At 59.2% G+C, this 14,477-nt stretch carries 14 protein-coding genes; 12 read left to right on the top strand and 2 right to left on the bottom strand.

All coding sequences use genetic code 11. From position 1 onward, the window contains the following. Window positions 1–82: 82 nt before the first annotated feature. The 6 genes from B5D61_RS14380 (at window position 83) to B5D61_RS14355 (ending at window position 7,640) form a co-directional block, all read left to right on the top strand. Window positions 83–736, top strand: coding sequence for a hypothetical protein (locus tag B5D61_RS14380; RefSeq protein ID WP_139373269.1), 654 nt, complete (start codon window positions 83–85; stop codon window positions 734–736). Window positions 737–910: 174 nt separating this feature from the next. Further along, entirely contained in the window at window positions 911–1,648 is a 738-nt protein-coding gene (locus B5D61_RS14375) for an RNA polymerase sigma factor (protein WP_078814080.1), read from the top strand. 100 nt (window positions 1,649–1,748) lie between these two features. Further along, entirely contained in the window at window positions 1,749–5,072 is a 3,324-nt protein-coding gene (locus B5D61_RS14370) for a protein kinase domain-containing protein (protein ID WP_078814079.1), read from the top strand. A gap of 163 nt (window positions 5,073–5,235) precedes the next feature. Next, on the top strand, window positions 5,236–6,441 hold the full coding sequence (locus tag B5D61_RS14365) for an energy transducer TonB (RefSeq protein WP_078814078.1): 1,206 nt from the start codon (window positions 5,236–5,238) through the stop codon (window positions 6,439–6,441). Window positions 6,442–6,589: 148 nt separating this feature from the next. After that, window positions 6,590–6,874 (top strand): energy transducer TonB, encoded by a 285-nt coding sequence (locus B5D61_RS26360; RefSeq protein ID WP_176159444.1) that lies wholly within the window; start codon window positions 6,590–6,592, stop codon window positions 6,872–6,874. Beyond that, a complete protein-coding gene (locus tag B5D61_RS14355) occupies window positions 6,855–7,640 on the top strand; it encodes a MotA/TolQ/ExbB proton channel family protein (RefSeq protein WP_078814076.1) in 786 nt (261 codons plus the stop codon). Before B5D61_RS26360 ends, B5D61_RS14355 begins: the two co-directional genes overlap by 20 nt. Window positions 7,641–7,749: 109 nt before the next feature. Here the strand turns inward: B5D61_RS14355 and trpC are convergent, their stop codons facing one another. After that, entirely contained in the window at window positions 7,750–8,532 is a 783-nt protein-coding gene (gene trpC / locus B5D61_RS14350; RefSeq protein WP_078814075.1) for an indole-3-glycerol phosphate synthase TrpC, read from the bottom strand. A 155-nt stretch (window positions 8,533–8,687) separates the two neighbouring features. On the opposite strand from trpC, the gene B5D61_RS14345 reads away from it, so the two are divergent. Then, complete coding sequence (locus B5D61_RS14345; RefSeq protein ID WP_078814074.1) at window positions 8,688–9,974, top strand: NAD(P)/FAD-dependent oxidoreductase; 1,287 nt, start codon at window positions 8,688–8,690, stop codon at window positions 9,972–9,974. Between the two features lie 29 nt (window positions 9,975–10,003). On the opposite strand, the gene B5D61_RS14340 is transcribed toward B5D61_RS14345, so the two are convergent. Next, window positions 10,004–10,987: a lysylphosphatidylglycerol synthase transmembrane domain-containing protein gene (locus B5D61_RS14340; protein ID WP_176159443.1), complete on the bottom strand. Its 984-nt coding sequence runs from the start codon at window positions 10,985–10,987 to the stop codon at window positions 10,004–10,006. Between the two features lie 249 nt (window positions 10,988–11,236). Between B5D61_RS14340 and B5D61_RS14335 the strand changes: the two genes are divergently transcribed. The 5 genes from B5D61_RS14335 to B5D61_RS26355 all read left to right on the top strand — a co-directional run bounded on the left by B5D61_RS14335 (window position 11,237) and on the right by B5D61_RS26355 (window position 14,464). Continuing rightward, complete coding sequence (locus B5D61_RS14335; RefSeq protein ID WP_176159442.1) at window positions 11,237–11,881, top strand: hypothetical protein; 645 nt, start codon at window positions 11,237–11,239, stop codon at window positions 11,879–11,881. Between the two features lie 43 nt (window positions 11,882–11,924). Next, window positions 11,925–12,278 carry a histidine triad nucleotide-binding protein gene (locus B5D61_RS14330; protein WP_078814071.1) on the top strand — a complete coding sequence of 118 codons (354 nt, stop codon included), beginning with the start codon at window positions 11,925–11,927 and terminating at the stop codon, window positions 12,276–12,278. An 85-nt stretch (window positions 12,279–12,363) separates the two neighbouring features. After that, window positions 12,364–12,864 carry a hypothetical protein gene (locus B5D61_RS14325; protein ID WP_078814070.1) on the top strand — a complete coding sequence of 167 codons (501 nt, stop codon included), beginning with the start codon at window positions 12,364–12,366 and terminating at the stop codon, window positions 12,862–12,864. A gap of 96 nt (window positions 12,865–12,960) precedes the next feature. Continuing rightward, a complete protein-coding gene (locus B5D61_RS14320; RefSeq protein ID WP_078814069.1) occupies window positions 12,961–14,262 on the top strand; it encodes an MFS transporter in 1,302 nt (433 codons plus the stop codon). Between the two features lie 25 nt (window positions 14,263–14,287). Then, on the top strand, window positions 14,288–14,464 hold the full coding sequence (locus tag B5D61_RS26355) for a hypothetical protein (protein WP_176159441.1): 177 nt from the start codon (window positions 14,288–14,290) through the stop codon (window positions 14,462–14,464). The last annotated feature ends 13 nt before the right edge of the window (window positions 14,465–14,477 follow it).

Genomic DNA, 14,477 nt, shown 5'->3' with positions numbered 1-14,477 from the left:
CGCTAACCCGATGAACGTTCAAACCAGGAAACGTATGTGTCTGCCTTTTCACTCACCCCTGGCCGCTTGGTCCATAGCTGTCTTGGCCTCCCTATCCTCGCTGCTTCATGCGGCTGAGCCACGTGTCTTTACGGATCGGACAGGCCGCAGTTTCAAGGCCGAACTGGTCTCCTTCAAAGGCAGCATCGTCATCCTCAAGCACGATAGCGGCCAGACCTTTACCATGAGCCTCAGCAACTTCTCCGATGCGGATCACCAGTTCCTCCGCCAGCAGAAAACTCTCGCCGAGACCGCTCCTAGATCCGGAACTTCCGGCCAGGAACCTGCCCCCGCTGGCTCTGTGATCATCGAGGCCCTGATTGATGGTCCTTCCGAATTGCGCGTGAAAAAAGACGGCATCTACTGGATCAATGGAGGCAACGCCAAACCCGGTCGTCATCTCGGCGAAGACGCGCCCACCTACGTGGACGGCAAGGCCTGGAGACCGAACTGGAAGGAACCGAAAAAGGACCGTGGTGTGGACCAGACCTCCACCAAAAGCGTCGATGACCTCGACCCTCTGAAGATTGAGTTCAAACTCCTCAATGTCACCCCACACCGCGGCGAGTCTGGCATCACCAACCGCGACCCCGTGAAAACGAACCTGATCGATGGGGAATACTCCATCTACATCCCCGATCTTCAAGGAGGGTCCATGTGGTATCGCTTTGCACTGGTGCGGAAACAGGCCCCTTGATCGCCTGGGCTCCACAATCTTAGAATGACGGAAACGGCTTCCCCTCCGATACCCAAGAAGGAGAAATGGTTTCACGTCGGTGGTTTCCCAGCTGATTTCAGATCCACTATTTTTGCCTTCAGAACTTTTCTTTTTTTGCAACTTCCCTGCTGAATTCCTGAATACAGTGGCCTGATGAAGTTGTCTTCCCTCCAGGCGATTCCCCGCTGCTTTCACACCACGCGGTGGAGTCTAGTGCGCCAGGCCACGGCCGATGATTCTGCTGAGGCGCTGGATGCCATGGAGACGCTCTGCGAGGCCTACTGGTATCCCCTCTACGCCTTCATCCGCCGCAGCGGCTACAGTCCAGAGGATGCTGAGGATCTCACCCAGGGTTTCTTTGCCCGCATGCTGGATCGAGACATCCTCACGACGGCCGACCCCGGCCGTGGAAAGCTGCGCACCTTTCTGCTCACCTGCTTGCGCCGCTTTCTGGCGCATGAAACGGAACGTCGCATGGCCCAGAAACGCGGTGCCGGGCTGATCGTGAGCATGGACACCACCTGGGCGGAGAACCGCTACCTGCACGAGCCGGTGGATCACCTCACCCCTGATCGCCTCTACCAGCGGCGCTGGGCGCTCACCGTGCTGGAGCACACCCTGCGGCTGCTGAAGGATGAGTATGAGGACAAAGGCAAAGGCGTGCTCTTCGAACACCTGCGCCCTTACCTCGGGCTAGGGGTAGAGCCGGAGCAGAGCTATGAGGCCATGGCCGCCAAACTCGGCCAGAGCCTCACCAATACGAAGACCCAAGTCTTTCGTCTGCGCCAGCGGTGGCGGGAGCTGTTGTTCGAGCAAGTCAGCATGACCCTGGATGACCCCAGCTCCGAGGAGATCAAGGCGGAGCTCTCAGAATTGATGCAATGCCTATGAAGAATCCATGGATTTTGGGCAGATGAATCCCCTTTGGGCCTAACAAATGCTTTCCAAATCCCACCCCATTTCCTAAAATCTCCATGCTTTCTCCCGCGCCATGAGCACTCCCGAAGATCCTCTCTTGGAGGGCCTGAAACCGGCCGACCTCCTCCAGCGCGGACTGGATAGCCTCAAGCCCCCGTCCGGCCCTGGGAGCTGGGTGCCGCCGAAGCCGGAAGAGCTGGCCCAACTGCTGCCCCAGTATGCCATCGAGTGCTTGATCGGCCGGGGCGGCATGGGGGCGGTGTATCGAGGTAAACAAACCGCACTGGACCGCCCGATTGCCATCAAGCTGCTGCCCGCCGAGCTGGCCAACGATGCCGAGTTCACCGGTCGTTTTAAAAGGGAGGCTCGCACGCTGGCCAGACTCCAGCATCCGGGCATCGTCTCCGTTTATGACTTTGGCCAGACCGCTCAGGGGCACCTTTACTTCGTCATGGAGTATGTGGATGGCACGGACCTGCACCGCATCATCCACGGCCCGGGTTTGAAGCCGGAGCAAGTTCTGGAAATCGTCGCCCAGGTCTGTGAGGCGCTGCAATACGCGCACTCACACGGTGTGATGCACCGGGACATCAAGCCCGCAAATCTCCTGCTCACCACCGATGGCCGGGCCAAGCTGGCAGACTTCGGTTTGGCTCGCCCGATGAATGAAGAAAGCGGCAGCTTCACACGCAGCAACATCGTGATGGGCACGCCAGACTACATCGCCCCAGAGCAGCTCTACGGCCATGCAGACCACCGGGCGGACCTGTTTTCTCTGGGGGTGATGCTGTATGAGATGCTCACCGGCCAGACACCCCGAGGGGCATGGATGCCGCCGAGCAAGCGCGTGCGAGTGGATGTGCGGCTGGATCGGGTAGTCGTCCGTGCCCTCCAGCAGGACGTGTCTCTGCGTTATCAGCAGGCCAGTGAGATGAAGACGGATGTGGATCAGATCCGCTTCACTCCCCTTCCCGGCACTCTGCCTGCTCAAGTAACCTCACTTCCTCCCGCAGCAAAGGTGCCGACTGCGGCCCCGGGTCCTCAGCCCAAGCCGATCAAACCGCCTGCCCCCGGCAACCGCACGCCGATCCAGCGCCGCAAGAAAAGTGGCATGGGGCTCTTCTGGGCGGTGACTCTGCCGCTCATGCTCCTGGCTGGAGCCTACGGCTGGCTTTCCAGACGCTATGAGGTCTCCCGAGTTCCTGAGGAACAGACTGCTGCTTCCACGGAAAACAGTCCCGAAGGAATCGCCACCTCAGGCCTCCAAGAGGTGAAAGCTGTCCCAGAGGAAAAACCGAAAACAGCAACCCCGCAGACCAGCCTAACCAAAAACGCCTCACCACTGCCGCCCCCGCTCTCCTCCATTCCGGCGCAGCCCGTCGTGACAGCCCGTGAGCTGACCGTGCCGATTTCGGATTGGCTCAAAGACGCCCGCCAGAAAGGTGGCCGGCTAAAGATCTTCGGCACCTGGAGGGATCAAGCCCTCAGCCTGGGCAAGGCCATCGAGTTCGATGATTTCGTGCAGGTCGCCGTCGGAGAACATGGCTGGGCAGCGCGTCGGAAAGGTGGCGAGACCTATGCCTGCGCATGGCCCAATCTTCACCTCGCTCCGTTCAAGACCAAGGATCTCCGCGCCGGTCACATGGTGTCCCTCTTGGAGCAGCTCGGCAACGGCGGCCTCGGCTACCGCACTCTGTGGCTCGGTGAAACCCTGCGACGGGATGAGGTGACCCACCCTCAGGCCAGCATCTGCCTACATCCCTATCAGCTGGTACTGGCCCTCAACCCCGAAGGTAAAATCCTCAAAACCACCGAGTGGGGAAGCAACACGAAGAAAGGGCCTCCGGCAGATTTCTTCGAAGGGTTCAATGCAGTCGCGGCCAGCCAGGATGTCTGTGTCGTCGCCAAGCCGGGCAAGCCTGTCGAAGGCTGGGACATCACTCTGGGCACACGCACTACGTTTCCAGCCAGCACCCTCAATACCGTCGCACTGGACAGCACCAATCAATCCGTCATCTTGCTCACCAGCAGTGGCAGCCCCCAGGTGTTCTCCCTGCCGCCGCGTGAATCGACTGTGAAGGAGCAATCCATCCCTCCCGGTTTAGCGCCGGTCATTAGCGTCAAAGCGGGCCGCACCCTGTATGCCGCCCAGCGGCCAGATGGCACCTGGCGTGCCTGGGGAAACTCCCCCGAGCTCATCGGCCTCACGGAACGTAACGGCCGCATGCTGGACGTGGACTATGATTTCCAGCCTGGCCTCTCCCGCATCATGCTCTGGATCGAGCCCGTCTCAGACGCCGAGAGACGCACGCCCACAATCGCCACCCCCACACCATCACCGAAGCCTGTTCAGAATGAAGATGATGTGGCTCAGCGGCTAAGCATGCTCGCCGCGCAGTTCCAGACCGCCTACGACCGCGACATCCTGGCCCTGCATCACACCGCCGTGGCCGAGCTGGATGGCAAATACCTCGCCGCCGTCCAGCGTGCCATGGATGCCGCCAGCTCCGCCGGCCAGCTCGATGAAGCTGTCAAACTTCGGGAAGAAATCAAACGCATCCGGGACAAGCAAGCCCTGCCCTCCTATGACTTCGAAACCCTGCCGGAGAGCCTGAAAAAGCTACGCTTCACCTACCGTGACGCACTCACCAAACTCATTGTTAGCCGCAAATCTGACTCCCAACCGCTCTATGATCGTTATGAGCAGTTGCTCGCCGATTACCAAACCGAGCTCACCCAGCAGAAGCGTCTGGACGAAGCCGTGCGCGTCAAAAAAGCCCGTGAGGACCTCTCCCACATCCGCACCCAAAATGCCCCTCCTCAAATCGGCACATCCCCAGCCCCTGCTCCCGCCACGCAGGGGATCGCTCTCTTTGACGGGAGGACTCTCAATAACTGGCGTATCGAAGGGGATAAAAGCGCCTTCAGCGTCACCGGTGGCCTCATCAAAGCCGCTCACCAAAAAGGCTCACTCATCAGCACCATCGGCCCGTGGAAAAACTTCGAGCTCAATCTCAAAGTCATGACGGAGATCAAAGGTAATAGCGGTGTCTGGATCCACACCGCGAGAAACCCCTCCGATGACAAGCCCCCGGGCGTGGAGGTGCAAATCTGCAACAACGGCATTGATACGCAAAAGACCGGCAGCCTCCACGGCATCAAACCCCTGACCAATCAACTGGTCAGCGACGGTCAGTGGTTCAGTCTGAAGATCATCGTGCAGGATAAAACCATCCGTGTCTTCCTCAACGGCACCCAAATCAACGAATGGACTCAACCTGACGGCTGGCGGCCACCGCCGAACTCCCCCAATGCCAGCCTCGGCAGCGGCAGCATCGGCCTCCAGAGCCACAGCGGCATCATCTGGTTTAAGGACATTTATATCCGCAGCCTGTAAGGCCATTCCGTGAAAGACCAGCATCAAGAAACATTGAGCCAAGGAACAAAATTGTGAGTTCCCGGTCAGGCCCTGCCGCTTTCCTCACCCCTCCAAACGTCGAACCAAGACCCCAGAACCATCCCTCTTGCTTCCCGCCCAGGTCGGGGCATCGTAGCTGCACGTGACCCAGACGCTCGACAGAAACTTCCAGACGGGCCTCGCCATCTCCGTGGCGATCCATGTGGTGTTGCTGCTGATCTTGGCCTGGGCCCTGGGCATCCAAGAGGCGCTGAGGTTTCTCCGCGAGCAACACCTGCTGGCCGAGGCGGCCAAGGCCAAAGAGGAGGAGGTGACCCTCATCTTCCCCGATCAGCTCCTGCCCCAGCCGCCCAAACCGCCCCCCCCCCCGGAAACGCAGTATTACATCCGCACCACCCAGAACGAGGCCACGCCCGTCAAGCCCTCCAGCGCCCCGTTCATCTCCGACCGCAATACCCGCGCGGGCAGTGAGAAAAACGCCGTTGCAGGCTCCACCCTGCCAATGCCCACCCTGGATGGCACCGCACCTGCGGCCAATGAACTGGCCAATCGCGACTACAAAGACGGCCAGTTTAAAAACGACAGCGCCATGGCCACGCCTCCGCCGAAGCCGGGCACGCTGCATCCCCAGCCCGTCGCCGCCGCCACACCGCCACCGCTGCCACCCATAGCTCAGGCTAAACAAGCCCCCACGCCGCTGACCCGAATGATGGCGGAAATGGATCAGCAAGCTCAGGTTCCCAACAAAAATGATCGCCTGCCCCTGGAGGTGCGCAAGCCCGACACCCTCACCATCGCCGAAGAAGCGCCCCCGGCTCCCCCCGCGCCCCAGCCGGCCCCACCGACACCTCCTCAACAGCAACCCCAGGTGCGCATGCCTGAAGAGGCCCCGCCGCCTATCGTCAAAGCGGTGCCTGTGATGGATGACCCCGTCACCCTCAATACGCCCAAACCCGAAGCGGACGCCTTTTCCCCCTTCACCCGCACGAGCAAGACGGACGGCAGCATCAACCAGGAAGGCCCCAATGCCGTCGATGCCGAAGCCACCCCGATGGGGATCTACACCCGTCAAGTCACGGACGCGGTCGGCAAAAAATGGCACCTCTATGTGCGTCTGGCGAAGGACTCCGTCACCTATGGCCGCGTTCGCTTCCGCTTTTTCGTGGACCGTAAGGGCACCCCCCAAGACCTGAAAATCCTCTCCGATGCTCGCGATGCCGACCCCCGCATGCGAGAATTGACCTTGCGAGCCATCCTGGATGCGCAAATACCTCCGATCCCCGCCGACCTCATGCCCACTCTCGATGACGGCCGGGTGAAGATCGAATATGAAGCCATTGTTTACTGACGGCATGAGCCTTGGCCCAGGCATCTCCCCAATCATTGTGAGACGATTCCTTTTGGGGCTGTCACTCTTCGGCCTGTTGGGCTTGAGCCTAGCTCTGTCCAATTGCACGTCTCCCCAGAGCTCTGAGAATAAATCTTTCAAAAAATACATGCGCCAAGTGACCGGTGCTGTGGAGGATAAGTGGCAGACGAACATCAGGCTTCGTCGAGATCCACTAAACTTTGGTCGGGTGCGCATCCGCTTTGATGTGGATCGCGAGGGCCACCCGCAAGATATCAAATTCCTCTCCAGCACCGCTGATTCCGACCTCGTGCTGCGCGAATTGACCTTGCGAGCCGTCTTGGATGCGCAAATACCTCCCATACCCGCTGACCTCCTGCCCACTCTCGATGACGGACGAGTGAAGATCGAATATGAAGCCATTGTTTACTGACCTGCTCTCCCACCTGCACCTCGCCGCAGATGCCGTCGCCCCAGGGCCGAAGCCCGGCATGCTGTCCCTGCTGTGGGATTTCCTCAGCACAGGAGGCTTCGTCATGTTCTTCATCGTGCTGTGCTCCATGGCCGCAGTCACGGTTATGATCTCCGCTTTCCTGCGCCTGAGAGATCACCTCGTGCTGCCTCAGACGGTCATTGAGCAACTGCGTAACCTGCCCAAGTATGCTGCCAAGGGAGATATCAAACCCCTGCAAGACTACCTCGCCCACGATCCCTCCCTGCTCGCCCGCCTGGGTGGCCTCGCCATCAGCGGCACCTTCTCCAGCCGTCAAGAGTGCGTGGAGACGATCACCGCCCGCGCTCGTGAGGACCTGCACCACCTGGAGCGCGGCGTCTCCGTGCTGGAGGTCATGGTCACCGTGGCCCCGCTGCTGGGCCTGCTGGGCACCACCGCAGGTCTCGTAGGCATGTTCTCCGCCTTTGGCAGCGAGGCCGGGCCAGATACTGCCACCATTGCCAAGGAAATCGGTGTGGCCCTGCGCTGCACCATCGCTGGCCTCTTCGTGGCGGTGCCCTCCGTGCTCGCCCACACCTGGTTCGTCCGCCGTCTGGATAACATCGCCGTGCGCCTGGAGTCCATCCTGCACGAGACCATCCAGACCTTCTTCGCCCACTTCGAGGTCAAGCACTCCGCCGATCCCCACCACCCCACAACCCCGCCTGCTCTTCCCACGCCCCCCGGGCCCGAGCGGCTGAGGTGAGAAGACAGATAGTCAAAGGCAGCGTGGGTCCTTACATGACCCATCCCTTAGCAAAGGAATTTTGTCTGACCGCCAACACGGCGATCAGGCATTTAATTTCTACTGGCTCTCACGGCTTCTGCGCCCGGAGCAGAGGCAGATCCACGAGAATGTTCTGGCTGCGCATCAGGGTCTCACCCACCAGCAAGGCGTCGGCCCCGGCTGCGGCGAGGCGGGCGGCGTCTTCGGGGGTTTTGATGCCACTTTCAGAGACCAGCAGGAGGTCATCTGGCACTTCCTCGGCCAGGGCCTCGGTGGTGGCCATGTCCACGGTGAAGGACTTCAGATTGCGATTGTTCACGCCAAGGATGCGCACATCGGTTTCCAGAGCGCGTTCCAATTCCGGAAGATCGTGAACTTCCATCAGCACATCGAGCTGGAAGGTGTGGGCGATGTCGAGCAGCTTGACGAGTTCGTCCTGCTTCAGTGCGGCAACGATGAGCAGGATGGCATCGGCCCCGGCGACGACGGCTTCATAAATCTGGGCCTCGTGGATGATGAAGTCCTTACGCAGGCACGGGATGTCCACCTGCTCACGCACGAGGGAGAGGTATTCCAGGCGACCTTGGAAATACTTTTCATCGGTGAGGATGGAGAGGGCCGTCGCTCCGGCTTTTTCATAGCCCTGAGCGATGGTGAGCGGGTTGAAATCTGCCGAGATGGTGCCTGCGGAGGGGGATGCGCGCTTCACCTCCGCGATCATGCCGAGGCGGGTGGGGTCCAGGCGCAGGGCATCTTCCAGGGACCGGAAATCATCCCTCAGGGTGGCGGCCGCGCGCAGCTTTTCTAGGCGGGGCAGCAGCTTCTCCACTTCGGTGCGCTTGTGCGCGATGATCTCATCCAGCTTATTCATAGAAAGAAAGGGAAAGGGGGTGCGGAAGATGGGGGCGATCTGCCGCAGTGCAAGTTGCAGCTTTACGTGAGGCCCGAGGATAAAAAGTTAGACAGTTCTTGCTCAAGGTTGCGCCCTGCGGCAGCACACCTATTTTTCCACATCGAGACTGCCCTATGATGATCGCTTCCAAACCCCTCCGCGTCGGCATCGTCGGCGCTGGTCCTGCCGGTGCCACCCTCGCCTGCTTACTGGCAAAAAAGGGGGTGGATGCTGTGTTCTTCGACGATGGCAAGCGGCCTGACATGGTGGTGGGAGAGTCCCTGGTGCCACGGCTGGTGAATGTCTTCCGTCATCTCGGCATCGAAGAGGAGGTGGCTAAGCTCGGCACCTACAAGCCCGGGGTGACGTGGATCTTCGATGAAAATGACGCCCTGGAGCTGTCCTTCACAGCCATGCGCGGGGTGCTACCCACCTACGCCTACAACGTCCCCCGGCGTGAGTTTGATGATCTCGTCCATGAAACCGCACTCAAGGCCGGAGCCCGCTTCATCCCCTGCGATGTGAAGCTGCAGGTGGGCACCACCGAGCGTGGTGAAAAGGTGCCGCGCCTGAGCCCTGAAACACTGGCCCTGGTCCCCGACTGGAAAGGCCAGCAGCCGGATCTGCTGGTGGATGCCAGCGGCCGCCGTCGTCTCTTTGCCAAGCTGCTGGGCATCAAAGCCGCCATCGGTGACCGCAAGGACGTCTCTCACTTCGCTCATTACGAAAACTGCGAGATGCCGAAGCCGGAAGGCCAAGCCGTGATCACCCGTCTGAAGCACGGATGGTCCTGGCGCATCCCTCTGCGCAATGCCTTGAGCATCGGTGTGGTGTTCGATAAAGAACACGCCAAGCAATACGGGAAGACCCCCGAGGAACAGCTCGAGGCAGTGATTGATCAGAACAAGCCCCTGGCCGAGGCCTGCATGAAGCGTAAGCGAATCACGCCAGTGACCACCTATGCCAACTATCAGCTCATCTCCGAGCAAGCCCATGGCGATGGCTGGGTCTGCGTGGGAGATGCCTTTGGTTTCGTGGACCCCATGCTCTCCCCCGGTCTGTGCATGGCCATGACCTCTGCTGAGGAATTGGCCGAGGCCATTGTTAAAAATCGCCCCGGCAACTGGGATCGCGCCTTCCAGAACTATCTCGATTGGTTCCGCGATATGCTCTGCGCGTGGCAGGAACTGGTGGATCTCTTCTACGGGGGCCATATCTTTGCCCTCCAGCGCACCGGCACTCGCATGTCTCAGATGTTCCCGGGCAAGATCAGCATGATCATGCAGCGTCACTTTGAGAAAAACATCTCCGGCATGGCAGGTGGTGGCCTCACCAACCACCCCTACAGCCGCAATCTCCTCCGCTTCATGACCCGCTTCGCCATCTACGACGAAAACCCGGCGGACTATGCGGTGGTGTAAGATGGAACCTCAAAGTCGTTCCGTTGGAGTCAACTGAACGACTTGCTAGGCATGGCGTCTTTCTTCTTCCAAAACGCCAGCCACACCCCGCCGATCAGCCCCCAGAGGCCAAGGGCGGCGAAACCGAGGAGGGAGACGGCCAAGGCGTGGGCGGCATCCCAATGGGGCTGATGGCCTAACCATTCCACCAGCAGTCCCTCCCTAACGCCAATGCCACTGATAGTCACGGGCAGAGAGGCGATGAGATCCACCACCGGCATCAGCCCCAGCATCTGAGGTAAAGACACATGAGCCCCTAGCGCGTGAGCCGCTGCCCAGTAGGCCGCATAGGCGCAGGCGGTGCCTAGCGTGGAGATGGCGAACCCCGAGAATAACCAAGGATGCCGAAAGGTGCCCGCGTAGATCGAAGCCGCCCGCTGGGAGATCCAGCGTAGGCCAGGAATGTGCTGAAAGAGCCGCTGGATCGGAGGCTCCATGATCACACCCAGACCCAAGAAGGTGGCCAGACCAAAGAACCAAAGGGAAAGGTCGGCCGCCTTCAGCACCCCTTCAGACAGACCAGAGTGCTTGGCGAAAAAGAGATACAGCAGCATGCCGCCAAAGAACCCACCCACGTGGTCCAGCAGCAGCGAGCCCAGAATGGCACCCCGACGCTCAGGAAACCGGCGGGATAGCAACAGCAGGCGAATGCCATCTGCGCCAATGGGACCCAGAAAGTAGAGATTGAAGAAATCCGCAAACAGGGTCAGACGCAGCAGTTCTGGATAACGGGCGCGCACCTCATACACCCTCAGAAACCACCACCACCTGCCTGCCCACCCGAGCACTGAGATGCCTCCTAGAGCAAACGCCAGCAGCAGCCAGCGCAGATTCATGGCTGACCAGGAAAGCGCCTGAAGCTGATGCGCATCCAGACGAGTCCATACCCAGATCAGCAGCGCTAGGGCCAGGCCGATCCGCAGTGTCAGAAAGACTCGTCTCCGCCAGTCGGGTTTACTTGCTTCAGACTCCATTTCTCCCGTCATAGGTGGGGCATTACCACTCTGCAAGCAGGGACCTCGGCACTCCATCATCTCCAGAAGACGGGTAAATAAATATCAAATTCAGGCAATTTTCCCGAAATGATAACTGGTCTCAGGTGACGAAATGGACACAGTAGTGAGATGCTCTCGAACGCTCCTCGCCCCTCTTATTGTCAGCCTCTCCCTAAATGGCTCTCTTATGGCGTGCCCGTTTTCATGATGGTGTATCCCTTTCTCCTTTTGATACCCGCATTGAACTGGGAAAAGGAATTGAATCGTGAATACGGGTTGATGGAAAACCTCACGGTGCTGTTTCTGCTCTCCGCCTTCATCCTGTTTCTGCGTGCCATTCCGCGTGGTCTGGGGCCTCTACACAAGGTCTGGCTCATCATCCTAGCTCTGGGAGCCTTCGTGTTCTTGGGGGAAGAAATCAGTTGGGGGCAGCACTACTTTGGCTGGTCCACTTCCGAAGGTTGGCAAGAGGTCAACCGCCAACGCGAAACCAATCTACATAACCTCACCGGTGGCGTGGAGTTCTTTTTCACGAAGGTGCTGCGCAATGCCCTTTCCACGGGTTGTATCGTCGGTGGTTTGCTCATTCCATGGCTCTACACCCGGCTCGGTCTCACCTTTGCCACAAAGGACATGCGCTCCCACAAGATCCAGTTCTGGCTGTGGCCCTCCATCCGCTCGGCCTTGGTCGGCATCTTGGTCAATACCATCGGGGTTCCGGCTAAAATCGCCAACCACTTCGAGATGGCCATCCCGGGCTACTACGGCCTGCAATCTGGCGAGCTGAAGGAAGCCCTGATCGCTCTTTTCATCCTCCTCTATGCCGTGGCGAATTGGATGGTGGTGAAGCAATTCCAAAACAACCCCGCCTAAGCTCTTGCAGCCGACGCGGCGTGCATCACCTTGCAGTCCCGCCATGTCTGAAAAAACCATTTTCCAGAAGATCATCGATCGCGAGATCCCTGCACCGCTGGTGTATGAAGATGATCTCGTCGCCGCTTTCAACGACATCAATCCCCAGGCCCCTATCCACGTGCTGATCGTGCCGAAGAAGCTGATCCCACGCGTGGGAGAGGCCGTGGCGGAGGATCAGGCAACCCTGGGAGCTCTGTTCCTGGCCGCAGGGAAGATCGCGGACAAGCTCGGCGTCAAAGATCGCTCCAGGGGCTTCCGCCTCGTCGTCAATCACGGTCATGATGCGGGGGAAACCGTGCCGCACCTGCACATGCATCTGCTGGCAGGTCGCGACCTCGCCTGGCCTCCAGGCTGAAGACCGCTGAAAAAATCTCGTCTCTGGCGCAACTTTCGCTGCTGGACTCTGTTTGACTCCCTGAGACAACACACTGGAACCTGCCATGGAACCCCTCAGCCCCAACGATCCGCTCTGGAAAGTGCTTGGCCAAACCAAGCGGGTGGAGGTGCGCCCCAACTTCACGCAGAACGTCGTGCGTATGGCCCGCCAGACCCCGCAAGATCGTGGCTGGCTGGCCCGGCTGAAGAGCTGGTGGCAGGAGAAACAGGAAGTCGGCACGGCCGCCACCTGGACCTGGGCAGCCGCCGCAGCGGCGATCGCCCTAACAGCTAGCGCCGTGTTGTTCACGCCTGCGGCTTCCGAGGAGTCCTCGGCGAACCTCGCGGCAGTCACGAACCCTGCCCCTGTCCCTATCTCCAGAGCTGAGATTGCCTCGGTTGAAAAAGCCGAGCCCGCTTCGACGGTGGCCACTGCCGAGGTAGACTTCCCGCTTATGCCCGGCTTTGAAACCGAATGGCAGAATCTGGAACAGATGGGCGATCTCCTGGCGGTGCATGACACCTCCCTGCTGACGGATTCGGAGATCAATCTCTTGTTTTACTGATCCACCGAAGTTCAAACAACGCAGGGATACCGAAACGCAGCACAGACGGCTGCATACTCCCCTGCAAAGCGGCACGACACCTGCCGTAATTTAGGGATGGCCGTTGCTGCTGCTCCCACGAAGGTCCGCCACTCCATCCTCACTGTCACCACCCTGGCGGCGTTCCTGATGTATCTGGACCGCGTTTGTCTAGCATGGATCGTTGGCTCAACCTCATTCAAGGAGAATCTGCATGTCACCGAAACAGAGATGGAATGGGTCAAAGGTGCCTTCTTTTGGGCCTATGCTCTAGCTCAGGTTCCTGCAGGATGGCTCAGCGACCGTTTCGGTGGACGCATCTTGATGACGATTTACATCGCCACATGGTCGCTATTCACCCTGGCTACGAGTTTCTCATTGGGTTTTACCACACTATTTTTGGCCCGGCTCGGCTGCGGGCTAGCTGAAGCCGGAGCTTATCCGACGAGTAGCAGTTTCATGACCAAATGGGCGCATGTGGAATCACGTGGATTGGCGAGCAGCATCATTTCCATGGGAGGGCGTATCGGTGGTGCCCTGGCCCCCTGGCTAACAGCCACCGTTATTCTGAGTCTGGGCGATTGGCGCTGGGCTGGCTGGATCTACGGTGTTGCCGGCATCGGTGTGGCAGTCCTTTTCTGGGCGGTCTATCGGGAGCACCCCAAGATGCACCCAGGTTGCAATGATAAAGAGGTGGCTCTACTGGCGAAAGGGCGGGGTGAATTTTCCTGTGCAAAGCCCCCCCCGCGACGCTTCCCCTGGGCACCGGTACTGCGCAGCGGGAACCTATGGTTAATGAATGCCTATCAGTGCCTCACAAATATTGGGTGGGCCTTTTTGATTCTTTCGCTGCCGGACTATCTGACAAAGGCAGTGGGTTTGAGCGAAAAAGAAACGGGAACCATCTCAACTCTGGCTCTGACAATCGGCATCGCTTCCTTACCCTTGGGGGGGATTTTGACGGACTACTGCACTCGCAAAATGGGACATCGTTGGGGGCGCCTCCTGCCACTTTCCATGACACGATTTCTCGCTGCTGGGAGCTATCTATGGGCGTTGAGTCTGGATACACCTCTTGCACTGGCGATCGCTTTTGGAGCCGTCGCCTTCTTTGCTGACCTAGCCCTGCCCGCTACCTGGGCTACCATGCAAGATATCAGTGGACGCCATCAGGCACAGCTCTTCGGGTGGTCCAATATGTGGGGCAATTTTGGAGCAGCGATCCAGCCGAAGCTCTTCGCCTTTATCCTCCTGAGTTTTGATCACAATCACGATTACCAGGAGGGCATTTACCTTTGTGCCATTGCTTTTGCTTTGGCTGGATTCTTGGCTCTCGGTATTAATTCGCAGCAACCCGTGATCAAAGAAGACACGATGTAATGTCAGCTTTAACGGCCCCGAAAAAATGATTCTCGGTCACGTTCTTTTTGGCCTAGCACTCTCCCCTGTCTTCATCGCGCTCATCAACAAACACCTTGATGCCAATGCCGATTGGCATGAAGCCCTGTATTTTTGCGCAGCAGCCTTCGTTATCTCTGGACTCCATTGCCTGGGACTCGATGCCGCACGCTCGGTCGCCTGAGATTCGAATCCCA

It is taken from the genome of Prosthecobacter debontii (genome assembly GCF_900167535.1).
Taxonomy (GTDB): Bacteria; Verrucomicrobiota; Verrucomicrobiia; order Verrucomicrobiales; family Verrucomicrobiaceae; genus Prosthecobacter; species Prosthecobacter debontii.
The sequence above is the reverse complement of the archived record's forward strand: the minus strand, read 5'-3'. Positions and strand labels throughout refer to the sequence as shown.